We start from the raw sequence: 24,830 nt of genomic DNA, 5'->3' as shown, positions 1-24,830 counted from the left end.
GGTTTTTCGAAAGAATGGACAGAGTTGTGACAAACGCGAATTATCGACGGGCCGCCGCGCAGACGTTGGATGGACGCCACGCGGCGCCCGGCTTTCGCGCGGCTGCCGCGGGTTTGACGCAATCATGGGCTTACACTGGTTTGCATGGACACCTATGATCAGCCCCGCTCACTGGCCCAGCCCATCGACCTGTGCGCCGCGATCGATGCGGCAGTTACCGCAGCGCATGGCGGCGCGGCCATCTTGCAATCCTACGCGCATCATCGCGCCGATCTCGTGATCGACCGCAAGGCGCGCAACGATCTCGTCTCGCAGGCGGACCGCGAAGCCGAGGCCGTCATTATTCAGGAACTGCGCGAGCGTACGCCCAAGTTCGGCATCGTGGCCGAAGAGACGGGCGGCAAGCCGCAAGGCAGCGCCACCTGGTACATCGACCCGCTTGATGGCACCACCAACTTCCTGCACGACATTCCCCACTACGCCGTTTCCATCGCGCTGATCGCGCACGCGGGCACGGCGGTATCAGCCACCGAAACGCTTGCCGAAGACACGCCCGTTATTGGCGTGGTGTACGACCCGAATCGCGAAGAACTGTTTACCGCCGTGTACGGCATCGGCGCCTGGTTGAACGGCCGCCGCATCAAGTGTTCGCGCACGCAGACCATCGAAGATTCCGTGCTGGCCACCGGCTTTCCGTTCCGCGACTTTTCCTTTGCCGACCAATACATGCCCATGCTGAACGACGCCATCAAGCGCGCGCGCGGCGTGCGGCGCATGGGCGCGGCCGCGCTGGACCTGGCATGGACGGCTTGCGGCCGCTACGACGGGTATTGGGAGATGGGGCTGGCGCCGTGGGACGTGGCCGCCGGCACGCTGATCCTGCGCGAAGCGGGCGGCACGTGTTCAGACATGCACAAGCTGGATCCCTGGCCTATCGGTGGACGCGTCGTGGCGGGCAACCCCGCCATCGAACGCGCCCTGCACGACATGATTGCGCCGCATCTGGACAACGGGCCGGCAGCCGCCTAGCGAGCGGTCGCGCCCGCATTTGCGCCTGTGTTCGCGCCTGGGTTGACGCCAGATGGCGACGCGGCGGGTGCGGATGAAGACGCGTCGGGCCGCAATTCGCGGCGCAGGATCTTGCCCACGTTGCTCTTGGGCAATTCGTCGCGGAATTCCACGAAGCGCGGTCGCTTGTACCCCGTGAGCTTTTCGCGGCACCAGTCCTGCACCTGCGCCTCGGTCAACGACGGGTCGCTCTTGACCACGAACACCTTCACCGATTCTCCGGAGTGTTCGTCCGGCACGCCGATGGCCGCGCATTCAAGTACGCCCGGCATCTGCGCCACCACGGCCTCGACCTCGTTCGGATAGACCTTGAATCCGGACACCGCGATCATGTCCTTTTTGCGGTCCACGATGCGCGTATAACCCTTATCGTCCATGATGCCGATGTCGCCCGTGCGAAAGAACCCGTCGGCCGTCATCGATTGCTGCGTTTCTTCGGGCTTTTGCCAATAGCCCAGCATGACCTGCGGCCCGCGTATGCCCACTTCGCCGCGTTCGCCCAGCGGCACTTCGTGACCCGCATCATCAAGAATGGCCACATCGGTGGACGGCAACGGCAGGCCGATCGAACCGGAATATGCCGTGGCGTTGGTGGGGTTCACCGTCGCCACCGGCGACGTTTCCGACAAGCCATAGCCTTCGATCAAAGGGCGGCCCGTGATCTTCAGCCAGCGTTCGGCCACCGGTTGCTGCACGGCCATGCCGCCGCCCAGCGTCAAGCGCAGGGCCGAAAAATCCAGCTTGGCAAAGTCGGCGTTGTGGGCCAGCGCATTGAACAAAGTGTTGACGCCCGGGAACAGATTGATCGGCACCTTGCGCCAGGCCGCAATCAGCGAAGGCTGGTCGCGCGGGTTGATGATCAGCACGTTGCGCATGCCCGCATGCAAGCCATACAAGCCGCAAACCGTCATCGCAAACACGTGATACAGCGGCAGCGCGCTGATGATGGTGAGCTGGGAATTTGCCAGATCGTGCACGACGGGCTGCGCGACCGCTTCGGTTTGAAGCACGTTGGCCGTCAGGTTGCGGTGCGACAGCATCGCGCCCTTGGGTACGCCTGTGGTGCCGCCCGTGTACTGCAACACCGCCACGTCATCCATCGTCAGCGCGGGCGGCGTGAATGGCAGGTTGGCGCCGGCGGCCAAGACCTTGGGCAAGGACTGCGCGCCATCGATGTTCCAGGCGGGAACGATCTTCTTGATATGGCGGGCCACGAAGTTGACCAGCGGCGCCTTCAGCCCACCGAGCAGATCGCCCGGCCCCGTCACGACAATATGCTTGAGCCGACCGCGATTCTTCACGCCCTGCAAGGTGTGGGCAAAGTTTTCCAGGATCAGGATCACGGACGCGCCGCTGTCTTGCAACTGGCGTTCCAGTTCGTCGGCTGTGTACAGCGGGTTCACGTTCACCACGACCATGCCCGCGCGCAGCGTGCCCAGCATGCCGACCAGGTAGGCCGGCACGTTGGGCATCATCAGCGCCACGCGGGCGCCCTTTTCCAGGCCCAGGCTTTGCAACCATCCGGCGAAGGCGCGCGCATGCCGATCCAGCTGCGCATAGGTGATATCGCTGCCCATCGCCGTGCAGGCGATGCGCGTGGCGTACTGTTTGCAAGCGCGGTCGAGCAGGTCGGCCAGCGAGGAATAACCCTCGGTGGAGATCTCTGCCGGCACCCCCTGCGGGTAATGGGCAAGCCACGGACGCGTCATGGTGTTTGTCTCCATTAAATAGATTTTTGAATGATGATAACCTTGTTGCGTTCCCTTTTTTCGCCCGACCTTTCCCCATGAAACTGCTCGAACCCATCGTCGCCTGGCACCAGGATATTTCGAAGATCCGCCGCGACATCCACGCGCATCCCGAACTGGCTTTCGAAGAATTCCGCACCGCCGACGTGGTGGCGGCCAAGCTTGAAGAATGGGGCATCGAGGTCGACCGTGGCTTGGGCGGCACGGGCGTGGTCGGCATCATCCGCGGCAACCAGCCCGGCGATCGCGCAGTGGGCCTGCGCGCCGACATGGACGCGCTGCCCATGCAAGAAGTGAATAGCTTTGCGCACGCCAGCAAGAACGACGGCAAGATGCACGCCTGCGGTCATGACGGCCACACCGCGATGCTGCTGGCCGCCGCGCAATACCTGGCGCAACACCGCGATTACGCCGGCACCGTCTATGTGATTTTCCAGCCGGCCGAAGAAGGCGGCGGCGGCGCCAAGCGCATGATCGACGACGGCCTGTTCAAGCGCTTCCCCATGGAAGCCGTGTTCGGCATGCACAACTGGCCCGGCATGAAGCCCGGCCAATTCGGCTTGACGCCCGGCCCCATCATGGCGTCCAGCAACGAGTTTTCGATTGTCGTCAAAGGCAAGGGCACCCACGCCGGCATGCCCAACCTGGGCATCGACCCGGTCATGGCCGCTGTGCAGTTGGCGCAGTCGTTGCAGACCATCATCACGCGCAACCGCAATCCGCTGGACGCCGCGGTGCTCAGCATTACGCAGATCCATGCCGGCAGCGCCGACAACGTCGTGCCCAACCACGCTGAACTGCGCGGCACCGTGCGCACGTTCACGCTGGACGTGCTGGACCTGATCGAACGCCGTATGGAAGAGATCACGCGCCACACCTGCGCCGCCATGGATTGCGAGGTGGAGTTCACGTTCCAGCGCAACTACCCGCCCACCATCAACCACGCCGAAGAGGCCGCGTTCTGCGCCGAGGTGCTGCGCGACATCGTGGGCGAGGCCAACGTCAACGACCACGTGCAGCCGACGATGGGCGCGGAAGACTTTGCGTTCATGCTGCAGGAACTGCCGGGCTGCTACGTCTGGATCGGCAATGGCACGGGCGAACACCGCGACAGCGGCCACGGCCTGGGCCCCTGCATGCTGCATAACGGCAGCTACGACTTCAACGACGAACTGCTGCCGCTGGGCGGCACGTATTGGGTTCAGCTGGCCTTGAAGCGCTTGGCCAAAGCCTGACCGCTACCCGCCGTCCGCCGCCCCGACCGCCAGGCACATCGCCAGAAAGCGTTCAGCGGCGCGGGCGGCCGCATCCGCATGCGGCACCAGGATGCTCAGGGTGCGCGTCAACGGCCGGGGCAACAAGCGCAGCGCCGCCAGGGCGCCGTCTTCATGCCGCATCGACATGACGGACACAAAGCCCACGCCCAGCCCCGCCCGCACCGCCTGCTTCACCCCTTCCACCCCCGCCAATTCCAGCCCCACCGACGGCGCCAGACCGGCATCGGCAAAGGCGCGCTCGACCAGCCGACGCACGCCGGAACCGGGCTCGCGCATAACCAGGGCAGACGCCGCCAGATCACGCAAGGTCACCGCGCCCTTGGACGCCAGCGCGTGGTCGGCGCGCACGATCGCCACCACTTCGTCCTGGCGCCACGCATGTACGGCCGTGTCGGCGGGCAGCCCCGAGGGCACATCCCCTTCAATAAAAGCCAGGTCCAGCGCGGGCAAGCGCTCGACGATTTCGCGGGTGTTGCCATCTGACAGATGCAGGCTGACCGCCGGAAAGGCGGAACGGAAGTCGGCCACCAGCCGGGGCAGCAGATAGCTGGCGGGCGTGGTGCTGGCGCCCAGCCGCAACGCGCCCGTTTCCAGCCCGCGCCACGATTCCCGGACGGCCTGCGCCTGCCGGTACACCTGCCGCAGCTGCCGTGCCTGTTCGGCCAGACGCTCGCCGGCCTCGGTCAGCGCAATGCCATGGCCGCTGCGCCGGTACAGCGGTTCGCCAAACCAATCTTGTAGCGCACGCAACTGCCCGGATACGGCCGGCTGAGACAAATTCAACACCTGCGCCGCGCGGCTGATGTTGCCGGTATCGGCCACGCAGGCGAATGTGAGGAGTTGGTCAGGGGTCATGGATTGCGGCGCTTATTATCAGAATTTCCGATATTACATATCCGAATTGAAGATTTTTCAAATAACGGCCCACGACTTAATATTTCGTCTAGTTATTTAGATATGCCGCAAAGGCCCGTCATGAGCACCTCTTCCAGCACCGCCGTTCCCCTGCCCGCCTCGGCGGCGCCCGCCGCAGCCGCCCCGGGCACCGCCACACCCTGGCGCGACAAGCTCAATGGCGTGTTGTTCGTCGGCCTGATGGCGGCTGCCGTGATGCAACTGGCGGACTTGCCCGCCATTCGCCAGCTGGGCTTTTCGCCGCTGGTCGTGGGCATCGTCTGCGGCATGCTGTATGGCAATTTCCTGCGCGGCACCATGCCGGCGGACTGGGGCGTGGGCGTGAACTTCACGGCGCGCCGCCTGTTGCGCATCGCCGTGGCGTTCTACGGATTGAACATCAGCATCCAGCAGATCGCCGCCGTGGGCCTGCCCGGCCTGGCCGTGTCGGTCGCGGTAGTGCTGGGCACGTTGGTAATTGGCACGGTCGTGGGGCAGCGCCTGCTAGGCCTGGACCGCGACACCGCCATGCTGACCGCCGCCGGCAGCGCCATTTGCGGCGCGGCGGCGGTGCTGGCGTTCGAACCCACGCTGCGGGCGGCGCCCCACAAAAGCGCGGTAGCCGTGGCCACGGTCGTGCTTTTCGGCACGCTCTCCATGTTCCTGTATCCGATTCTTTATCACGCGGGCTGGCTCGGCCTGGACACGCAGGCGCTGGGCATCTATATCGGGGGCACCATCCACGAAGTGGCGCAAGTGGTGGGCGCGGCCAGCAATATCGACCCGGCCACCACCGAAGTCGCCACCATCGTCAAAATGACCCGCGTGGCGCTGCTGGTGCCGGTGCTGCTGGTGTTGGGCATGTATCTGCGCAGCGCGGCCAGCCAGTCGGGCGGCCAGGCCAAGGGCGGCAAGCTGCCCATTCCGTGGTTCGCCGTCGGCTTCCTGGTGCTGGCCATCATCAATTCGCTGAACATCATCCCCGCCGACGCCATCGCCGCCATCCGCCGCCTGGACATCTTTGCGCTGACCATGGCCATGACCGCCCTGGGCATCGAAACGCGCTTTGCCCAGATCAAGAAGGCGGGCCCCCGCGTGATGGCCCTGGGACTCATTCTGTATGCCTGGCTGTTGGTTGGCGGCTACGGCATCGTGAAGTTGGCGACCTGATTTTCAGGCCGTCGCGGCAAAGCGCCGCGACGGCCTGCGCCGCGCACGCCGCTGTCTCGTTTTTCCTGCATAATCGGCTGGTTCCCATGCATTGGAGTCGGCCGCATGACCTCCAGCCCGAAAACCCCGTTTACGACTTTGCCCGCCAATCGCGACGCGGTATTGCGCGTCATGCCGATGCCGGCCGACGCAAATATCCACGGGGACGTTTTTGGCGGATGGATCATGGCCCAGGTGGACATCGCCGGCTCGATTCCCGCCGCGCGCCGCGCCGCCGGCCGAGTCGCCACCGTGGCGGTCAACGCCTTCCAGTTCAAAGAGCCCGTCTTCGTGGGCGACCTGCTCAGCTTTTACGCGGCCATCGTCAAGACCGGCACCACTTCGGTCACCGTGTCCGTCGAGGTCTACGCGCAGCGCCAACGCCTGGACGCTGAAGTCGTCAAGGTCACCGAGGCCACGCTGACCTACGTCGCCACCGACGAAGCGCGGCGCAGCCGCCCCCTACCTTCTCTTTGAGCCGTAACGCATGACGCAGTCCGCCGCCGCGCAGAAACCGCCCGCGACGCCCCGCCGCCTCGACCCGGAAGACGCCCAGACCGCCCTGGCCGAAGTGCAGGAACGCCTGCGCCGCCAGCAGTTGGTGGCCGACCTGGTGCATCGCCAGGAAGAAGGCGATGCCAAGGCGCCGCTGGTCGAAGACCTGGTCCACCGCCAGCACGAAGCCGAACTCAAGACGCTGCTTGACGGCCTGCACCCGGCCGACATCGCCTTCATCCTGGAATCGCTGCCCAAGGACGAACGCCAGGCCATCTGGAAGCTGGTCAGCCCTGAGCACGACGCCGACGTGCTGCTGGAAGTCGAAGACTGGGTGCGCGAATCGCTGATCGAAGCGATGGACCGCCAGGACCTGGTTGCCGCCACCGGCAACATGGACGCCGACGAGTTGGCGGACCTGGCGCCCGACCTGCCGCCCGACGTGGTGGCCGAAGTGCAAAAGGGCCTGACCGAAGAAGAACGCGCGCAGCTGCTGGAAGCCATGGGCTATCCGGAAGACAGCGTGGGCGCGATCATGGACTTCGAAATGGTCCGTGTGCGCGAGGACGTTACGCTGGAAGTGGTGCTGCGCTACCTGCGCCGCCTGCACGAGCTGCCCGATCACACCGACCAGATCTTCGTCGTGGACCGCCAGGACAAGCTGCAAGGCATTCTGCCCTTGTCGCGCCTGTTGGTCAGCGAACCCGAGACGGAAGTGCGCGCCGTCATGAACTCGGACTTTCTGGCGCTGAACCCGCTGGATTCCGACGCCGACGCCGCCGGCGCGTTCGAACGCTACGACCTGGTGTCCGCGCCGGTAATGGACGACCAGGGCCGCCTGATCGGCCGCGTCACCATTGCGGACGTCGTGGACGTGATGCGTGAAGACTCGCAAGAACAAGCGCTGTCGCGTGCCGGTCTGCAAGAAGAAGACATCTTCGCGCCCGTCACCACCGCCCTGCGCAACCGCGCACCCTGGCTGCTGTTCAACCTCTGTACCGCCGCCACGGCATCTTTCGTGGCCTCCCAATTCGAAGGCACGGTCAGCCAGATCGTGATCCTGGCGTTTCTGATGTCGATTGTTGCGGGTATCGGCGGCAACTCGGGCAACCAGACCATGACGCTGATCATCCGGGCGCTGGCCATGGGCCGGATCACCGGGCGCAACCTGTGGCAGCTGGTCAAGCGTGAGCTTTTCGTGACGTTGCTGGTCGGCCTGTGCGGCAGCCTGGTGGCGGCGCTGTTCGCCTGGGTCATCTCGCATTCGCTGTCGATCGCGCTGGTGATGATGGCGGCGATGATCTGCAACATGCTGGTCGGTGCATCGGTGGGCGTGCTGGTGCCGATGGTGCGCGCGCGGTTCGGCAAGGATCCTGCAATGGGGTCGTCGGTGCTGCTGACTTTCGCCACCGATTCATTGGGCTTCTTCATCTTTCTGGGCTTGGCCACGATCTTCTTGCTGTAGCTCGGCCACCACAGAAAATTCTTGTTTTTGCGCAGGTGTGCCGCCCCCTTCCTGGGGCGGTGGCTACGCACGCCGATGCATGACAGCCATCTGACAGGGATGCAGCGATGACTACATGTACAGTCATCGAATTGTCATCTTTACCCCTGTTTACCCGCAATGAACGCCAAATTTCGGGCAGCGATCCTCTGTCTGCTGCTCTCGACTTTCACCGCCGCCGCGCAGGCCTGTGAAAGCCTGCCCTCGTGGGCGCAATCCGCTTGCAATCGCCTGGACCAGATCTGGACCGAAGGCGGCCACGACCTCTACGTTTCCGGCTACGCCTGGCACAACCGCGCCACGTACAGCAAAGAAAAAATCGACAGCTTCAACGAGCTGGCATGGGGCGGCGGCTATGGCCGCAGCATCTACGACGAAGACGGCGACTGGCAGGGCCTGTACGCCATGGCGTTTCTGGATTCGCACAGCAAGGTCGAGCCCATTGCCGGCTATGGCTTCCTGAAAATCGGACAGGTCAGCGAGAACTTCCGGTTGGGCGCGGGCTATACCGTCTTCCTGACCGCGCGGCACGACATCATGGGCTACGTGCCGTTTCCGGGCATCCTGCCGCTGGTGGGCGCCGGCTACAAAGACGCGATGTTCTACGCCACCTATATCCCCGGCGCGTCCGGCGCGGGCAACGTGCTGTATATGTTCGGGCGCTGGCACTTCTAAGGCGCCACGCGCAAGCTTAAAACGCCTGGCCCAGCCTGCGCACCAGATCGCCCAGCCGCCAGTCGTCGATCCCGTGGGCGCGCAACGCGCGTTCGGTTTCCACCACGTAATCCAGGCAAGGCCCGGAGTGTCCCACGGCGCTGCGCACGGACGCGATCAGGCGATCGTCGCAAAGATCGGCGGCATATTCGTCGCAGGCGCGATTCAGCAGGAATACCAGCCCGCGCACCGGCGCGGATTCGGTGTGGCAGGTCAGCCAGCGGGGCGTATAGGCGCCCGTCACCATCTCGCGGCGCCACAGCGCCTGGAACACGTCGGGCACATCGGCGGCGGCGATTTGATACGCCACGCCCCGGCAGCAACCGCCCCGGTTCAAGCCGAACACCAGCCCCGGGTTGTCAGGAGAACCACGATGATCGCGCGACCACAGGCACAAGGACCGGTGATAGCCGCGCACGGTTGCCAGGCGGCGTTCGCGCCACGCAAAGCCGGGATGCCAGATCAGGGAACCGTAGGCGAACACCCACAAGTCGTCGACGCCGTTCCAGCCGGCCAACAGGTCGTCCACCGATAGCGCTTGCCGCGTTTTTTCCAGACCGGCACAGCCGGCGGGTACTGCGAACGACATAGGGTCCTCTGATATCCCGATTCATTCCCCAGCAGGGAATGAGCGATATCCTACGCCGACGGCCGCGCAAAAGAATTGCGAGATAGGCGTTTTGCAACGCGCCGAAAGAAATTTGCATCCGCCTCAACTGCCCGCAATGAAAAAAATTTGCGCGGCGCGTTGCTACACCGCGTCCAGCGGTAATTCGGTGGTGCTTTTGATGATTTCCATCGAGAAGCTGGCGCTGACGTCCAGCAAGTCCACGGCGCCGATCAGCCGGCGGTAGAAGCGGTCATACGCCGCCATGTCCTCGACCACAACCTTGAGCAGGTAGTCGATGTCGCCCGCCATGCGGTGAAATTCAACGACATTGGGCAAGGCCATGACTGCGTTGATCAGGCTTTGCGTCCATTTTTCGTTGTGCTGGCTGGTCTTGATCGAGACAAAAACGGTCAGGTTCAACCCCAGCGCGCGCGGGTCCAGCAAGATGGCGTTGCGCGCAATGACCCCGTCGTCCTTGAGCTTCTGAATTCGCCGCCAGCATGGTGTGACCGACAGATTCACCTGTTCGGCGATTTCCGCGACCGAGCACGTGGCGTCCTTTTGCAGCAACCCCAATATCTTGATGTCGGTCTGGTCCATGGGCTTTTTCTCGAACGGCATGGGTGCCAATCTTGCCTGTTAGTCCCGCGCGCGTCCAGCGCGAGGCCCGGCTTGCGCCTAGTACGTGCCGGGGTAGCCGCCGCCGTCGATCAGCACGCTTTGTGCGGTCATATAGCCGGCCTGCGCCGAGCACAGATACGCGCACAGCGCGCCCACTTCCTCGGGCTGCCCGTAACGCCCTGCCGGGTTGCTGCGCGCGCGTTCGTCCCACAGTTGCTCGAACGTCTTGCCGCCCGCCTCGTCCAGCATGCCCTGGATGTGGCGAATCTGTGCATCGGTCGCGAAGGCGCCGGGCAGCAGGTTGTTGATGGTGACGTTGTGCCGCACGGTCTGGCGCGCCAGGCCACCCACGAAACCGATCAGCCCCGAACGCGCCCCGTTGGACAGGCCAAGTTCCGCATGCGGCGCCTTGACGCTGCGCGACACGATATTGACGATGCGGCCAAAACGGCGCTCGACCATGCCGTCCACCACGCGCCGGATCATGTCGATGGGGCCCAGCATCATGGCGTCCAGCGCCGCGATCCAATCGTCCCGGGACCAATCACGAAAATCGCCGGGCAGCGGGCCGTCGGCGTTGTTGACGAGGATGTCCGGATGCGGGCACGCCGCCAGCGCCGCATCGCGGCCAGTTGCCTGGGTCAAGTCGGCCGACACCCAGCCCACGCCGATGCCGGTTTCCTTCGAGATCTCGGCGGCCGCCTGCTCTAGCGTCTGCGGGTTGCGTGCCGCGATAGTCACCGCCACGCCCTCGCGCGCCAGCTGCAAGGCGCACGCGCGCCCCATGCCCCGGCTGCCACCAAACACCAAAGCCGTCTTGCCACTGATCCCCAGATCCATGCCCGATTCCCCGTTGACGTGTTGCAGACCACGCGGCGTCGCCGCGCCAAAGCGGATCAGTATAGGACCAGCGGCAGTGCGCGCAGGCAAAAAAAAGGGCCCCGAAGGGCCCTGGGTACCGCTGCGCGATCAGGCGCGAATCAGCCCATCCACTGGCTGACCGGCGCGGCCGCGTCCTGCAAGGGCTGCGCCACCACGTCGATCAGCGCCGGGCCGTCATGTTCCATGGCGGCCTTGATGGCGGCGTCCAGCTTGGCGGGATCTTCCACGCGCCATGCCTTCACGCCATAGGCTTCGGCAATGCGGGCATGGTCGGTGCGGTTGAAGTCCACGCTGTAGTAGCGCTCGTCGTAGCCGGCCTTCTGGCTGGCCTTGATCCAGCCGTAGACGGAATTGGAAAACACGATCATCAGCAACGGCGCCTTGTGGCGGACGATGGTTTCCAGTTCGCCAACGGTAAAGCCGAAGCTGCCGTCGCCCATGACCGATACGCATTTGGACTGCGGGCGGCCCACCCACGCACCCAGCGCGGCCGACATCGAGAAGCCCAGCGCGCCATGTGCGCGGTTGGTAATGAAATGCCGGCCGGGGCGCGACACGTCGTAGTACGCCGAAAAGTACGGGCACGGCGTGCCCGGGTCCGCGCACACCACGGCATCGTCGGGCAGCAGCCGGTTCAGCGATTGCACGACGCGCTCGGGGCGAATCGGGGCCTCGAGGCTGTTGGCCAACGGCTCCAACTGCGCCCGACGCGCGGCCTTGGCGCGGCCGGCCAGCACAGCGCCATCCACGGCGTCCGAATTGCGGTGCGCCAGACGCGCCTCTACTTCGGCGCCCAGGGCCTCCAACGCCAGCTTGGCGTCGCCCACCAGGCCCACTTCGGTCAGGTAGTTGGCGCCGATCACCATCGGATCGACGTCGATGTGCAGGATCGGCACGTCGCGGTTCGGGAAGCGCCAGTGTTCCGTGGACGTGGACCCGGCCCGGCAGCCCACGAACAGCACCACGTCGGCTGCGGCGACCACGTCGCGCGTGGCCATCACGCCGCCGTTGGAGCCGACCACGCCCGCGTTCAGGGGATGCGTGTCGGCCAGGCTGCCCTGCCCGCTCACGGTCACGCACACGGCGGCCTTCAGCGCTTCGGCCAATTCCTGCAACGCGCCGCTGGCGCCGGCGATGACCACACCGCCACCGCAGATGATGACGGGCGACCGCGCGCCCACCAGGCGCTGCGCGGCACGCGCCACGTCCGCGGGGTCCGGCGCCACGCGCATGGCGGGGAAGCGGCCGTGTTCGGGCTGCGCCCAGATGTCGGACGCGTCCACTTGCTGCTTCATCACGTCATACGGAAAGCACAGGTGCGCCGCGCCGGGCTTGCCGGTCGTCATGGCGCGGAACGCCGCGCGCACCATGCCGGGGATCTGGTCGGCGCGGTCGATCGTGCGGTTCCACTTTGTCAGCGGGCGGTACAGCGCTTCCTGGTCAAGTTCCGTCAACGGATACTTGCCGCGCGAGCCCACCGCGACGTCGGACGTAATGCCCAACACCGGAATCGACGATTCATTGGCCTCGACCAAACCAGGCAACAGGTAGGTGGCGCCGCCACCGCTGGGGCCTTCACACACGCCGACCTTGCCGGTCACGCGCGCATAGGCGTCGGCCATGTAGCCCGCGCTACGTTCGTCGCGCGTCAGGATGTGCTGCATGCCGTGATCCAGGCGGTACAGCGCGTCGTAGAACGGCAGGCTGGTGTCGCCGCACAGGCCAAAAATATGTTTGACGCCGTTGTGTTGCAGCATCCGCACCATGGCTTCGGCGCCGGTCAAATTTTCCATGTCATCTCCACGAGTATCGCGGACGGGACCGGGCGGCGCGCCGCCCGGCTTACCGTCGCTCAGTTATCCAGATTGATGTTGCTGCTCTTGATGAAGGCGCTCCAGCGGTCGTATTCCGACTTCACGTAGGCGTCCAGTTCGGGGCCGTTCGACGCCACGATTTCGAAGCCCGCTTCCGTCACCTTCTTCTTGATGTCCGGGTCAGCCAGCACCGCCTTGAAGTCGGCCGTCAGCTTTTTCACGGTCGCGTCGGGCGTGCCCTTCGGGGCGAACATGCCGCTCCAGGAATACGCGACAAAGCCCGGAAAGCCCGATTCGATCACCGTCGGCACGTTGGGCAATTCAGGCAGGCGCTTTTCGCCGGCCACGGCCAGGGGCTTGATCTTGCCGCCCTGGATCTGCCCGCGCAGCGCCGCAAAGCTCAGCCACGTCATATTGGCCTGCCCGCCCACCACGGCCTGGATGGCCGGGCCGCCGCCGCCATACGGCACATGCAGCAGTTCAACCTTCGACAGGCGCTTGAGTTCTTCGGGCGCCAGATGGTTCAGCGAACCCACGCCGGTGGACGCGTAGTTGAATTTGTTGGGCGATTCCTTCGCCGCTGCGGCCAGGAACTCTTTCAGGTTATTGCCGGGCACATTGGGGTTGGCGCCGATGACCAGCGGAAAACGCACGGTCTGCGAGATGGCAACAAAGTCCTTGAAGGTGTCGTAGGGCAGCTTGGGCTTTACGGCCGGGTTGATGCCGTGATTGTCGAAGCTGACCAGCAACGTATTGCCATCGGGTTCGGCGCGCGCCACGAAAGCGGTGGCGATCTGGCTGGCCGCGCCGGGGCGGTTTTCAACCACGACCGCGCGCCCACCCAGTTGCTGCGACAGACGCGGCTGCAAAATGCGCGCCAGGATGTCGGTGCTGCCGCCCGGCGGGTACGGCACCACCAGGATCAACGGCCGTTCTTCGGCGGCGACGGGTGCGGCCACCATGGCGCCCCCGGCGGCAGCCAGCGTGCATAAGCCCGCCAGGATCCGCTTCATTGTGTGATTCATTATTTTTCCCCTGCTGTTGTGGTGTTGGCCGGCGCTACCGTGGCGGGTTCGGCCTGGTCCCGCATGTAAATCGTAGAAAAGCCTGTGCGTATCACGTCGGTAATCTGATCCAGCCGGCGTCCGATATGCGCGCCCATCAGCGCGGGCAACGCGTCCATGTCGCGCTGTTCCAGCGCCTGCACGATGCGCAGGTGTTCGGCCTGGGTGTGGCTGCGCCGGCCCTGCTGCATATCGATCCAGCGCACGAAGTGAATCCGGGCGTTGACGCTTTCCAGGGCCCGCACGAATTCTTCATTGCGCGACAGCCCCGCCAGATGCAGGTGAAACGCTTCGTCCAGTTCCAGCAAGCGGGTGGCGTCGCTGTCTTCCGGCACATCGCGCGACCGCTCGACAAATGCCCGCAACTGGGCCAGTTCTTCATCGCTGGCACGCTCGCACGCGGCGCGCACGATGCCCGCTTCCAGCACCGAGCGGTATTCGTACAGGCTGTGAATCTGCTTGGCGTCCAGCAAGCGGGCGATAAATCCGCGGTTGACCGAGCGGGTCAGGAAGCCTTCAACCATCAACTGGTTCAGCACCTCCCGCAGCGGCGTACGGCTGACGTTCAAACGGCGCGCCAGCTCAACTTCGTTGATGCGTTCGCCGGGCTTGAAATCAAAGCGCACCGCCATCGCCTTGACCGCGCCGTACAGCTCGGCCTGGCCCGCGGAGGTGCGGGCAGCGGGACGATGGACGGTGGGCGACTGCGTCATGGAGCGAAATCCGGCTGGCAAATAGAGGAGATCGGGCTGGGGAAATGCGGCGGGATGAAGTGCATACTAAAGTGCATACACTTTGCCTTGCAAGCAGGGTTTGCCCGCAAGAGACGGGTGCGGGCGCTGCGGGCAAAAAGGGGACGCACCGCGACACGGCTGCGAAAAGAGCAGCCCGGGATCACAAGTGTGGAAGTCAGAAAACGGGCGCGGCGCGACCGACACGCCCGTTGGGAAGCTACAGGCCGGTGTCCAGCGTGTAGTGGGCGCCGTCGCGGTTTTCCAGCGTCAGCGTGGACAACACCGGCGTCACCGCTGCCGCGTCTTGCTGAACGTGAATGCGCAGATTGGCCAGCGGCACGTCCCAGCCGCCCGAAGCGGCTTCGGCGGACACGTCCGCCACCCGCGCCAGGCGCTCGGCCACCGCTTGCGCATCCGCCGCGCGCGCGTCGATGCGAATCAGGCTGCGCGCGCCATTAGGATGCGCCATCAATGCCGGCGACCACACGCATTCCGGCGTCAGGTGTCGGCAGAAATACATGCGGATGCCGGGCAAGGGCTGCTCGGCAAAACGCACGGTATGGAACTTGGCCTGCACTTCCTGGCCGTCCAGCATCGCCGGGCGAGTCAGTTCTTGTACAGGGTTCACGGCGAACCCGGCTGCCTTGAGCCGTTCGTAGGTGGCGTCGGCGTCATAGGTGCGAAACACCAGTGCTTCCAGCCCGAACGGCGAATCCGCGATTTCCTTGCGGGCGGGCGGCGCCCCCGGCGGCCATCCCAGCAATTCCACATACGTGCCTTCCAGCACGATCAGCCGATTGCAGGACCCCAGGTTATGCACCGCCTTGTCGCTCAGGTGAAAGCCCTGGCGTTCAAAGTGCGGCGCCAGCGCATCCAGCCGGTCGCGCACCATCACGACGGCGTGGTCGAATTCGGTGCGGCCGACAGAATGCAGCATGGCGTTATCCCCTGATCAGACCAGCTTGCCGTGGCACTGCTTGTACTTCTTGCCGCTGCCGCACGGGCACGGGTCGTTGCGGCCAACCTTGGGCAGCGCGTTGCGCACGGGCTGCGCGCTGTCGTCCGATTCCGTCTGGGCCAGTGCCTCGTCGTAGTCGGAATGGTGGTATTGCACGTTTTGCACGTGCGATTGCGCCGCTTCCGCTTCGGCTTGCTCGACCTGCTCGGACGACTGCACGCGCACCGTCATCAACACGCGCACGACGTCGTCGCGAATGCGATCCAGCATGCCCGAGAACAATTCGAAGGCTTCGCGCTTGTATTCCTGCTTGGGGTTCTTCTGCGCGTAACCGCGCAGATGGATGCCCTGGCGCAGGTAGTCCAGCGACGACAAGTGTTCGCGCCAGTGCGTGTCGATCGATTGCAGCATGATCGAACGTTCAAACTGCGACCACGATTCAACGCCCACCTGGTCAACCTTGGCCTGGTACGCATCGCGCGCCGCGGCCACCACGCGTTCGCGCAGGTCTTCGTCGGTCAGGTTGGATTCTTTCTCCAGCATTTCCGTCAGCGGAAGGTGCAAGTGCCAGTCGGCTTCCAGCGCCTTTTGCAGGCCGGGGACGTCCCACTGGTCTTCGACCGATTCCGGCGGCACGTACGTGTTGAACAGTTCGACCACGGCGGCATCGCGCAGGTTGTTCACCGTGGCGCTGACGCTAGCGGCTTCCAGCACGTCGTTACGCTGCGAATACAGCACCTTGCGCTGGTCGTTGGCAACGTCGTCGTATTCCAGCAATTGCTTGCGGATGTCGAAGTTGCGGCCTTCCACCTTGCGCTGCGCGGTTTCGATCGAACGCGTCACCATGCCCGCCTCGATGGGCTCGCCCTCGGGCAGCTTCAGGCGTTCCATGATGGCGCGCACGCGGTCGCCCGCGAAGATGCGCATCAGCGAGTCTTCCAGCGACAGGTAGAAACGGGACGAACCCGGGTCACCCTGGCGGCCGGCGCGGCCACGCAGCTGGTTGTCGATACGGCGCGATTCGTGGCGCTCGGTGCCGATGATGCGCAGGCCGCCAGCGGCCTTGACCTGCTCGTTCAGCGGCTTCCATTCAGCGCGGATCTTCTCGATGCGCGCATTCTTTTCGGCTTCCGACAGCGATTCGTCGGCGCGGATCAGGTCGACCTGCTTGTCCACACTGCCGCCCAGCACGATGTCGGTACCCCGACCGGCCATGTTGGTGGCGATGGTGATGTGACCCGGCTTGCCGGCTTCGGCAACGATCTCGGCTTCGCGGGCGTGCTGCTTGGCGTTCAGCACTTCGTGCGGCAGCTTGGCCTTTTTCAGCAGGCCCGACAGCAGCTCGGAGTTTTCAATACTGGTGGTGCCCACCAGCACGGGCTGGCCGCGCTCGTGGCAGTCGCGGATGTCTTCGAGGATCGCGTTGTACTTTTCCGGATCGGTCTTGAAGACCTGATCGTTCTGGTCCTTGCGGATCATCGGCTTGTTGGTCGGGATGATGACCGTTTCAAGCCCGTAGATTTCCTGGAATTCGTACGCTTCCGTATCGGCCGTACCGGTCATGCCGGACAGCTTTTCGTACATGCGGAAGTAGTTCTGGAACGTGATGGATGCCAGCGTCTGGTTCTCGTGCTGGATCTTCACGCCTTCCTTGGCTTCAACGGCCTGGTGCAGGCCATCGGACCAACGGCGGCCCACCATCAGGCGGCCCGTGAATTCGTCGACGATCACCACTTCGCCGTCCTGCACCACGTATTGCTGATCGCGGAAGAACAGGTTGTTGGCGCGCAAGGCCACCATCAGGTGGTGCATCAGGGCAATGTGGCGCGGGTCGTACAGCGATTCGCCTTCCGGCAGGATGCCCAGGCGGGCCAGGATGGCCTCGGCATTCTCGTGGCCGGCTTCCGACAGGTAAACCTGCTGGCTTTTTTCGTCGACCCAGTAATCGCCTTCGGGTTCCGGCTCTTGCGGCTTGGGCTCGCTGGCCATGCGCTTGAGCAGCGGCGGCACCGCGTTCATGCGGATGTAGAGCTCGGTGTGATCCTCGGCCTGGCCCGAAATGATCAGCGGCGTACGGGCTTCGTCGATCAGGATCGAGTCCACTTCGTCGACGATGGCGTAGAACAGCACGCGCTGGCGGCGGTCCTCAACACGGTATTCCATGTTGTCGCGCAGGTAGTCGAAGCCGAATTCGTTATTGGTGCCGTAAGTGATGTCGGCGGCGTAGGCGGCCTTTTTCTCTTCGTTAGGCTGCTGCGGCACCACCACGCCCGTCGTCATGCCCAGGAAGTGGTACAGGCGCCCCATCCATTCCGCGTCACGGCGGGCAAGATAGTCGTTCACCGTCACCACGTGCACGCCCTTGCCGGCGCATGCATTCAGGTAAACGGGCAACGTAGCCATCAGCGTTTTGCCTTCCCCCGTGCGCATTTCGGCAATCTTGCCGCTGTGCAGCGCGATGCCGCCCAGCAACTGAGAGTCGAAATGGCGCATCCCGAACACGCGCTTGCCGGCTTCGCGCACGACGGCGAAAGCTTCGGGCAGCAGGTCGTCAAGCGACGTACCTTGGGCGTATCGGGATCGGAATTCGTCAGTTTTGGCCGCCAGCTCCGCATCGGAAAGCGCGGAAATCTTGGGCTCGAGCCCATTGATCTGGGTTACCAGCTTGCGATACTGCTTAAGCAGCCGGTCGTTGCGGCTACCTATGAGTTTTTTGAGCAGAGAAACCATGCGTATGTCGGCCGCACGAGCCACGCCGCGCCTGCAAAGGGCAAGGGCAGCGCCTCCCGTGACTTTGATTTATTGGTTGAGCGGGGGTCCGCTGGGAAACGAACCAGTTTAACGCACCTGGCGCGTAATAGCCTGGCCCTATGGCCAGAGTGCTGAAGATGACCGGTTTGACCGGTCAGCGCGCCGCAGGTTCAGTCGCGGCGGCCTGGGCCACGGCGGGCGGCGCGTTCTGCTGCGATCCCAGGAACAAACGGGGGTCCAGCGGTTGTCCGGCAAGGCGGACCTCAAAGTGCAGATGCGGGCCGGTCGAACGGCCGGAACTGCCCACGCGAGCCACTTGCTGGCCGCGTTCCACCAGTTGCCCCTGCTTGACCATCAGCGACGACGCATGCGCGTAGCGCGTGATCAAGCCGTCGCCATGGTCGATTTCGACCATATTGCCAAAGCCGGGCTGGAACTTGGCTTCCAGCACCACGCCGCCGGAAGCGGCCAGGATCGGGGTGCCCGAAGGCGCCGCGAAGTCCAGGCCTTCGTGCATGGCGGTGCGACCCGTCACCGGATTGCGGCGCCAGCCGTAGGAGGAACTCAGATAGGGATAATCGGTGATGGGCATCGCCGTGGGCATGCGGGCCTGGTCGGCCGACCGCTTGGTCAGCGCCGCGTCCAGCAGCTTCAGGTTGTCGGATTGCTGCGCCAGCCGCGCCTGGATTTCGTCCAGCTGGCGGCCCAGCGCTTCGGCGGACGCCGCGCTGGGCGGCGGGTGGTCGGTGAACAGGTCATCCATGACCTGGGTCGCTTCCGGCTGGGTCAGCGCTTCGGGCTGCGCCACGGCCAGTTGCTTGGCTAGTTCCGGGTCGGTGTACGCCACGCCCGCCACCTTGGCCACGCGCTGGCCCAAGCCGTCGATGCTGACCAGCTTGGCTTGCAGGGCGCCTACCTTGGCGGCCAGCAGGTTCATGTTTCCACGCAGGAAATCGGTATCGCGACCCGGCTGTTGTGCCAGCGGCCAGCCCACGGTGTGTACCGCCGGCAGGATGGGAGTAAGGTAGCGCTGTAGCGCGGCGCCAAAGATGGCGGCTGTCATCAGAGCGGCCCCAAGCAGCAACGCCAGCCGCGCGCCACCCAGGGTGAAATGCCCGTCCCGCCCGTCGCGGGCGTGCATAATCACGATTTTCAAGATTGCTTCCTAATTCTCTAGAGCCGGGATGAATAGACCCACTTCATACCGTCAACGTTCCAGTTCCAGCCGGCGGAAAGAAAATACCGCTCTGGGATGGCTGGGTCATGACATGCGGGGCGCCGGAGTGTTGGCGACTGCCCGCAAGCACTTGCAAATTCAGTATGCGGTGGCGGCGGTTCTGCCCGCCCCGCTAGGTGCCGTCTGCCAGGTGGGCAAACTGGAAAACCAGTGCCTGCATCTTGTGGTGCCCAGTGCCGCGCACGCAGCCAAGATGCGTCAGTTGGCGCCGCGCGTGGCGCGTGCCCTGGCCGATCAAGGCTGGAACCTTAACGAAATTGCCGTCAAGGTACAAGCGGGGTTACCGAAGCCCGGCGCCCGTCAGCCGCGCCCTCCCAAAGAGGCGCAACCCCTGGGCAATACCGCCTTGGGCGCGTTCGAGACGCTGCACGAAAAACTGCGCCCCGGCCCGTTGGCCGACGCGGTTGCCAAGCTCTTGAGGCATCACAAGAGTAGCTGAAGCTATCCGGCTTTGTCCGGCGCGCACGGCGCATGGAAACGAAGCGAAACCAAGTTCTTGTCGGACTACGACGATGGTTTGCAGCCGGATGGCGACTGTTGCATCAGGGGATGATGACCGGCCCCGCCCATTGGTCGGACAAGGCGGTAAACGGACGAAATCGGGGCATCGCGCCCCCGCCCGCATCCCGTCAGGAACCCGGCGTTACGCCAGCTTCCATTCGTGGCGGAAGGCTTGCGGCGCTTCAGCCTGCGATTCATAGGTGATCAGTTCCCAGGCATCTTGCTGCGCGAGCAGCGCACGGGCCAACTGATTGTTCAGGCCGTGGCCCGACTTGCACGCCACGTAGCGGGCCACCAGGGGCTTGCCCAACAGATACAGGTCGCCGATGGCGTCCAGGATCTTGTGCTTCACGAATTCATCGTCATAGCGCAGCCCGTCGCTGTTCAGCACCCGGTATTCGTCCATGACGATGGCGTTGTCCAGGCTGCCGCCACGGGCCAGGCCCATCGAGCGCAGCGCTTCCACTTCATTGACGAAACCGAACGTGCGCGCGCGGGCAATTTCACGCACGTACGAATGCGTGGCGAAATCGATCTCGGCAAAATTGGCGGTGGAATCAATGGCGGGGTGGCGGAAGTCGATCGAGAAGGCCAATGCGTAGCCTTCGTGCGGTTCCAGCCGCGCCCATTTTTCGTTGCGGCCTTCGCCTTCGCGCACTTCCACCGTCTTTTTGACGCGGATGAACTGCTTGGGCGCGTTCTGCTCGACGATGCCCGCCGAGCGCAACAGATAAACAAAGGTTGCCGCACTGCCGTCCATGATGGGGACTTCTTCGGCAGTGAGGTCGATATGCAGGTTGTCGATACCCAGGCCGGCCAAAGCCGACATCAGGTGCTCTACCGTGGATACGCGGACGTTGCCCTGTTGCAGGACGGACGCCATGCGCGTGTCGCCCACACCGGTGGCCTGAGCAGGCAGGTCCACGACTTCGGGCAAATCAACACGGTGGAAAACAATGCCCGTATTGGGCTGTGCCGGACGCAGGGTGAGCTCTACCCGCCGTCCGGAGTGGACGCCGACGCCTGTCGTGCGGACGAGATTCTGAATGCTGCGCTGTCGGAACATGATGCTTGGGTATTAGAGCCAGGAAGCCGGCACGAAGAGTACAGATTGCCGGCGTAACTGACGTATTGTAACGCTGTCCGATCCTTGGCGCCATCAAGCAACCCGGATCGACCGATACTTCCGTCCCTTTATAGAACCGTGCAAGGGAAACACGGACCGCTCCGCCTCCGGCTCGCCCGCGGGGACAAGCGAGCCGGAGATGAGGGAGTTGCGATTCAGAGCCTGTAGTCGGCTCTTTCGTTTAATCCGCCTGCTTGCGCAGGAATGCCGGGATGTCGAAATGATCCATGCCCGAGCTTTCCAACGCACGCACCTGGGCCGACGCCTGGCTGCGCGGGTTGCGCATGACAGACGGCATATCCAGATTGCGGTAATCGCCACCTTGACCAGCCGGCATCGTGCCCATGGGCATGTTGTCGGTACCGGTACGCAGCACTTCAGCCGTGCTTTGCACCAGTTGCGGACGCGCTTGCGCACGGCCCAGGCCGGTTGCAACCACGGTCACGCGCAGGTTTTCACCCATGGATTCGTCGTAGGCCGTACCGAAGATCACGGTCGCGTCGTCCGAAGCGTAGCTGCGGATCGTTTCCATGATTTCGCGCGTTTCGCGCATCTTCAGCGAGCGGCTGGCGGTGATGTTGACCAGCACGCCACGCGCGCCGTTCAAGTCCACGCCTTCCAACAACGGGCAAGCAATGGCGTGCTCGGCGGCGACACGTGCGCGGTCCGCGCCCGATGCCGATGCCGTGCCCATCATGGCCTGGCCCTGCTCACCCATGATCGTCTTGACGTCTTCGAAGTCGACGTTGACGTTACCTTCGACGTTGATGATTTCGGCGATGCCCGCGCAAGCGTTGTGCAGGATATCGTCGGCCGAACGGAAGCAGTCTTCCTGCGTCGCGTCCTCGTCCATCAGTTCATAGAGGTTCTCGTTGAGGACCACGATGAGCGAATGCACGTGCTTGGCCAGTTCGGCAATGCCGTCCTCGGCCATCTTCAGGCGCTTGTTGCCTTCAAACGTGAAAGGCTTGGTGACCACGCCAACGGTCAGGATGCCCAGTTCCTTTGCCACTTCGGCCACGACCGGACCCGCGCCGGTGCCGGTGCCACCGCCCATGCCGGCGGTGATGAAGACCATGTGAGCGCCGTTCAGCGCAGCACGGATCTCCTCGCGCGCGGTTTCAGCCGACGCACGCCCTTGCTCGGGCTTGGCGCCCGCGCCCAGGCCGGTACGGCCCAAGCGAATCTGCACCGGGGCATTGGTTGCCGCCAGCGCTTGCGCATCGGTGTTGGCGCAGATGAAATCCACGCCGTGCACGCCGCTGCGAATCATGTGCGCGACGGCATTGCCGCCCGCACCGCCCACACCAACGACCTTGATTACGGTCCCTTTGGTGTTGTTCTCAAGCATCTCAAAGTTCATCATGATGACTCCCTCACAAGTCCGATTTTGCAAATCACAAAAATTCCCCAACAACCTATATTTTGTGAATCGCCTCAAAGCCGATGCCGACTGCTATGGTCCGCGACGGGTTTGAGACGCCTCCCCTTTCTGGTCCGCCCCGCGATACTGCCGCGACGCGTTCCAAGGAGCAGGCCCCAACCTGCCCCTTCCTCTTTAATTCATGAACCATTCCTTCATGCGCGCTAGCAGGCTTTTGAAATTGCCTGTCTGAGCGGCGACCTTGCGACCTCGCACACGCTGCATCCGTGCTTCCTGCAACAAACCCATGACCGTCGAGAAGCGCGGGTTGCGCATCACGTCGGCCAAGCTTCCTTCGTATTCGGGTACCGCCACACGCACCGGCTTGAGGAACACGTCCTCGGCCAGTTCGATCATGCCGGGCAACTGCGCCGACCCACCGGTCAGGACAACGCCCGAAGCCAGCAGATCTTCGTAGCCGGAATCGCGCACCACCTGCTGCACCAGCGTGAACAGTTCTTCGACGCGCGGCTCGATCACGGCGCCCAATGCCTGGCGCTTGACCTGGCGCGGGCCGCGATCGCCCAGGCCGGGCACTTCGACGGATTCGTCCGGGCTGGCCAGCACCTGCTTGGCCACGCCGTAGCGCAGCTTGATCTCTTCGGCGTCCGGCGTCGGCGTGCGCAGCATGGCCGCGATGTCGTTGGTGATCTGGTCGCCGGCAATCGGCAACACCGCGGTGTGGCGAATGGCGCCGCCGGTGAAGATGGCGACATCGGTGGTGCCGCCGCCGATGTCCACCAGCACGACGCCCAGTTCTTTTTCGTCGGCCGTCAGCACGGCCAGGCTCGAGGCCAGCGGTTGCAGGATCAGGTCCTGCACTTCCAGGCCGCAGCGGCGCACGCACTTGACGATGTTCTGCGCGGCGCTGACCGCGCCCGTCACGATGTGCACGCGCACTTCCAGGCGCAGGCCGCTCATGCCGATGGGCTCGCGGATGTCTTCCTGGCCGTCAACGATGAACTCCTGGGTCAGCACATGCAGCACTTGCTGGTCGGTAGGGATGTTCACCGCCTTGGCGGTCTCGATGACGCGGGCAACGTCGGTGGCGGTGACTTCTTTGTCCTTCACAGCGACCATGCCGCTGGAATTGAAGCTGCGGATATGGCTGCCGGCAATGCCGGTGTAGACGTCGCGAATCTTGCAATCTGCCATCAGTTCGGCTTCTTCAAGCGCGCGCTGAATGGAATTCACAGTGGTCTCGATGTTGACGACCACGCCCTTGCGCATGCCGCGCGATTCGTGCTGGCCAAGGCCGAGCACTTCGAATCGCCCTTCGGGCAAAATTTCAGCCACCACAGCCACCACCTTGCTGGTGCCGATATCGAGGGCGACGATAAGGTCCTTGATGTCACGGGTCATGGCGTTAGCGTTTCTTGGGAGGTTTCGGTGTGGATTTGGATTTGGTTTCCGACGCGGGCAACGGAGCCAGCGCCAGGGCGAAACCATTCGGATAGCGCAGGTCGGCCTGCGTGATGGTGCGCCCTTCCAGGCGCCCCGACACGACGGGCCACGCCTGCACAAAGCGTTGAATACGAGCCGCGAACGGCAAGGCGCCGGGCAGGCCATGCGGGTCCGGCGCGTCGGCGCCCGGGTCGCGGCCCAGGTCCAGCAGCATGCCGTTGGACAGCACCACCCGCCAGGCATAGCGCGGGCTCAGCTCCAACTGTTTGACATGCATGTCCAGCGGCGCGAACCACCGCGCCAATTCGGCGTAGCGCTGCACCACCAGCGATTCCGTGCCCTCGGGGCCCGAGAACTGCGGCAGCACGGTTTCGTCGTCCACCTCGCCCGTGTTGGCCGTGAACGCTTCGCCCCAGGTGTTGATCATCTGGTTTTCGTTCCACAGCGCCAAGGGCTGCTGTTCCTCGATCCGCACGCGCAGCACGTTGGGCCAGATGCGGCGCACGGTGGCATGGCGTACCCACGGCACCGACTCGAAGATCTCGCGCGCGTCGTCCAGGTCCACCGTGAAGAAGTTGCCCTTGAAGCGACCCGCGATGGCCGAGCGCACCGCTTGCGGCGACACGTAGTGCAATTCGGTGTCCGGCATCGATTCCAGCTCGATGGCCGTCAGCGTGAAGAACGGGCGTTGCGCTACCCAGACCACGCCCGCGATCAGCATGGCGCAAACCGCCAGCACGGCTAGCGTGTTGGCGATCAGGTTGGTAGTGCGAGCGTCGTTCCACACGGATTATCC

The 24,830-nt window shown here is 64.2% G+C and carries 22 protein-coding genes; 7 read left to right on the top strand and 15 right to left on the bottom strand.

Going from position 1 to position 24,830, the window contains the following annotated elements; genetic code table 11:
• Positions 1-144 precede the first annotated feature (144 nt).
• Complete coding sequence (locus DVB37_RS03520; RefSeq protein WP_046804295.1) at positions 145-1,029, top strand: inositol monophosphatase family protein; 885 nt, start codon at positions 145-147, stop codon at positions 1,027-1,029.
• Here the strand turns inward: DVB37_RS03520 and DVB37_RS03515 are convergent.
• A complete protein-coding gene (locus DVB37_RS03515; RefSeq protein WP_120153839.1) occupies positions 1,026-2,777 on the bottom strand; it encodes an AMP-binding protein in 1,752 nt (583 codons plus the stop codon). The two genes, DVB37_RS03520 and DVB37_RS03515, sit on opposite strands and share 4 nt — an antisense overlap.
• 77 nt (positions 2,778-2,854) lie before the next feature.
• Here DVB37_RS03515 and DVB37_RS03510 point away from each other — a divergent pair, with 77 nt between their 5' ends.
• Positions 2,855-4,051: a M20 aminoacylase family protein gene (locus DVB37_RS03510; RefSeq protein ID WP_104143391.1), complete on the top strand. Its 1,197-nt coding sequence runs from the start codon at positions 2,855-2,857 to the stop codon at positions 4,049-4,051.
• 3 nt (positions 4,052-4,054) lie between these two features.
• On the opposite strand, the gene DVB37_RS03505 is transcribed toward DVB37_RS03510, so the two are convergent.
• Positions 4,055-4,948 (bottom strand): LysR family transcriptional regulator, encoded by an 894-nt coding sequence (locus tag DVB37_RS03505; RefSeq protein ID WP_046804298.1) that lies wholly within the window; start codon positions 4,946-4,948, stop codon positions 4,055-4,057.
• A 120-nt stretch (positions 4,949-5,068) separates the two neighbouring features.
• Here DVB37_RS03505 and DVB37_RS03500 point away from each other — a divergent pair, with 120 nt between their 5' ends.
• The 4 genes from DVB37_RS03500 (at position 5,069) to pagP (ending at position 8,870) form a co-directional block, all read left to right on the top strand.
• Positions 5,069-6,157 (top strand): YeiH family protein, encoded by a 1,089-nt coding sequence (locus DVB37_RS03500; RefSeq protein WP_120153836.1) that lies wholly within the window; start codon positions 5,069-5,071, stop codon positions 6,155-6,157.
• A 105-nt stretch (positions 6,158-6,262) separates the two neighbouring features.
• Complete coding sequence (locus DVB37_RS03495; protein WP_046804300.1) at positions 6,263-6,673, top strand: acyl-CoA thioesterase; 411 nt, start codon at positions 6,263-6,265, stop codon at positions 6,671-6,673.
• A gap of 10 nt (positions 6,674-6,683) precedes the next feature.
• The gene (mgtE, locus tag DVB37_RS03490) at positions 6,684-8,156 is read left to right on the top strand and encodes a magnesium transporter (protein WP_046804301.1); all 1,473 of its coding nucleotides are present in this window, start codon (positions 6,684-6,686) and stop codon (positions 8,154-8,156) included.
• Between the two features lie 159 nt (positions 8,157-8,315).
• Positions 8,316-8,870, top strand: coding sequence for a lipid IV(A) palmitoyltransferase PagP (gene pagP / locus DVB37_RS03485; protein ID WP_104143389.1), 555 nt, complete (start codon positions 8,316-8,318; stop codon positions 8,868-8,870).
• Positions 8,871-8,886: 16 nt separating this feature from the next.
• Here the strand turns inward: pagP and DVB37_RS03480 are convergent, their stop codons facing one another.
• The 9 genes from DVB37_RS03480 to DVB37_RS03440 all read right to left on the bottom strand — a co-directional run bounded on the left by DVB37_RS03480 (position 8,887) and on the right by DVB37_RS03440 (position 19,484).
• Positions 8,887-9,498: a gamma-glutamylcyclotransferase gene (locus tag DVB37_RS03480; RefSeq protein WP_046804303.1), complete on the bottom strand. Its 612-nt coding sequence runs from the start codon at positions 9,496-9,498 to the stop codon at positions 8,887-8,889.
• 162 nt (positions 9,499-9,660) lie between these two features.
• The gene (locus tag DVB37_RS03475; protein ID WP_046804345.1) at positions 9,661-10,119 is read right to left on the bottom strand and encodes an Lrp/AsnC family transcriptional regulator; all 459 of its coding nucleotides are present in this window, start codon (positions 10,117-10,119) and stop codon (positions 9,661-9,663) included.
• A 78-nt stretch (positions 10,120-10,197) separates the two neighbouring features.
• Positions 10,198-10,980: an SDR family oxidoreductase gene (locus DVB37_RS03470; protein WP_046804304.1), complete on the bottom strand. Its 783-nt coding sequence runs from the start codon at positions 10,978-10,980 to the stop codon at positions 10,198-10,200.
• Between the two features lie 140 nt (positions 10,981-11,120).
• A complete protein-coding gene (locus DVB37_RS03465) occupies positions 11,121-12,815 on the bottom strand; it encodes a thiamine pyrophosphate-binding protein (RefSeq protein WP_046804305.1) in 1,695 nt (564 codons plus the stop codon).
• 59 nt (positions 12,816-12,874) lie between these two features.
• A complete protein-coding gene (locus DVB37_RS03460; protein WP_370638747.1) occupies positions 12,875-13,849 on the bottom strand; it encodes a tripartite tricarboxylate transporter substrate binding protein in 975 nt (324 codons plus the stop codon).
• 11 nt (positions 13,850-13,860) lie between these two features.
• Positions 13,861-14,613 carry a GntR family transcriptional regulator gene (locus tag DVB37_RS03455; RefSeq protein WP_120153832.1) on the bottom strand — a complete coding sequence of 251 codons (753 nt, stop codon included), beginning with the start codon at positions 14,611-14,613 and terminating at the stop codon, positions 13,861-13,863.
• 238 nt (positions 14,614-14,851) lie between these two features.
• A complete protein-coding gene (locus DVB37_RS03450; RefSeq protein ID WP_046804308.1) occupies positions 14,852-15,571 on the bottom strand; it encodes a VOC family protein in 720 nt (239 codons plus the stop codon).
• Between the two features lie 15 nt (positions 15,572-15,586).
• Positions 15,587-18,322, bottom strand: a complete 2,736-nt coding sequence (gene secA, locus DVB37_RS03445; protein ID WP_046804309.1) for a preprotein translocase subunit SecA — start codon at positions 18,320-18,322, stop codon at positions 15,587-15,589.
• A gap of 175 nt (positions 18,323-18,497) precedes the next feature.
• Entirely contained in the window at positions 18,498-19,484 is a 987-nt protein-coding gene (locus DVB37_RS03440) for a M23 family metallopeptidase (RefSeq protein WP_046804346.1), read from the bottom strand.
• Between the two features lie 127 nt (positions 19,485-19,611).
• Here DVB37_RS03440 and DVB37_RS03435 point away from each other — a divergent pair, with 127 nt between their 5' ends.
• Positions 19,612-20,019 (top strand): DciA family protein, encoded by a 408-nt coding sequence (locus DVB37_RS03435; protein ID WP_006217476.1) that lies wholly within the window; start codon positions 19,612-19,614, stop codon positions 20,017-20,019.
• Between the two features lie 204 nt (positions 20,020-20,223).
• Here DVB37_RS03435 and lpxC read toward each other — a convergent pair whose 3' ends face one another.
• From lpxC to DVB37_RS03415, 4 genes are all read right to left on the bottom strand, one after another.
• Positions 20,224-21,147, bottom strand: a complete 924-nt coding sequence (lpxC, locus tag DVB37_RS03430) for a UDP-3-O-acyl-N-acetylglucosamine deacetylase (protein ID WP_046804311.1) — start codon at positions 21,145-21,147, stop codon at positions 20,224-20,226.
• Between the two features lie 241 nt (positions 21,148-21,388).
• Positions 21,389-22,573, bottom strand: coding sequence for a cell division protein FtsZ (gene ftsZ, locus DVB37_RS03425; RefSeq protein ID WP_046804312.1), 1,185 nt, complete (start codon positions 22,571-22,573; stop codon positions 21,389-21,391).
• A 192-nt stretch (positions 22,574-22,765) separates the two neighbouring features.
• On the bottom strand, positions 22,766-23,992 hold the full coding sequence (ftsA, locus tag DVB37_RS03420) for a cell division protein FtsA (RefSeq protein ID WP_006217473.1): 1,227 nt from the start codon (positions 23,990-23,992) through the stop codon (positions 22,766-22,768).
• A gap of 4 nt (positions 23,993-23,996) precedes the next feature.
• Positions 23,997-24,821: a cell division protein FtsQ/DivIB gene (locus tag DVB37_RS03415; RefSeq protein ID WP_046804314.1), complete on the bottom strand. Its 825-nt coding sequence runs from the start codon at positions 24,819-24,821 to the stop codon at positions 23,997-23,999.
• Positions 24,822-24,830: the final 9 nt, after the last annotated feature.

The sequence above is a fragment of the Achromobacter sp. B7 genome, from assembly GCF_003600685.1.
Lineage (GTDB): Bacteria > Pseudomonadota > Gammaproteobacteria > Burkholderiales > Burkholderiaceae_B > Achromobacter > Achromobacter spanius_B.
Note: the sequence above shows the minus strand (reverse complement) of the source record. Positions and strands in the feature narration are given on the sequence as shown.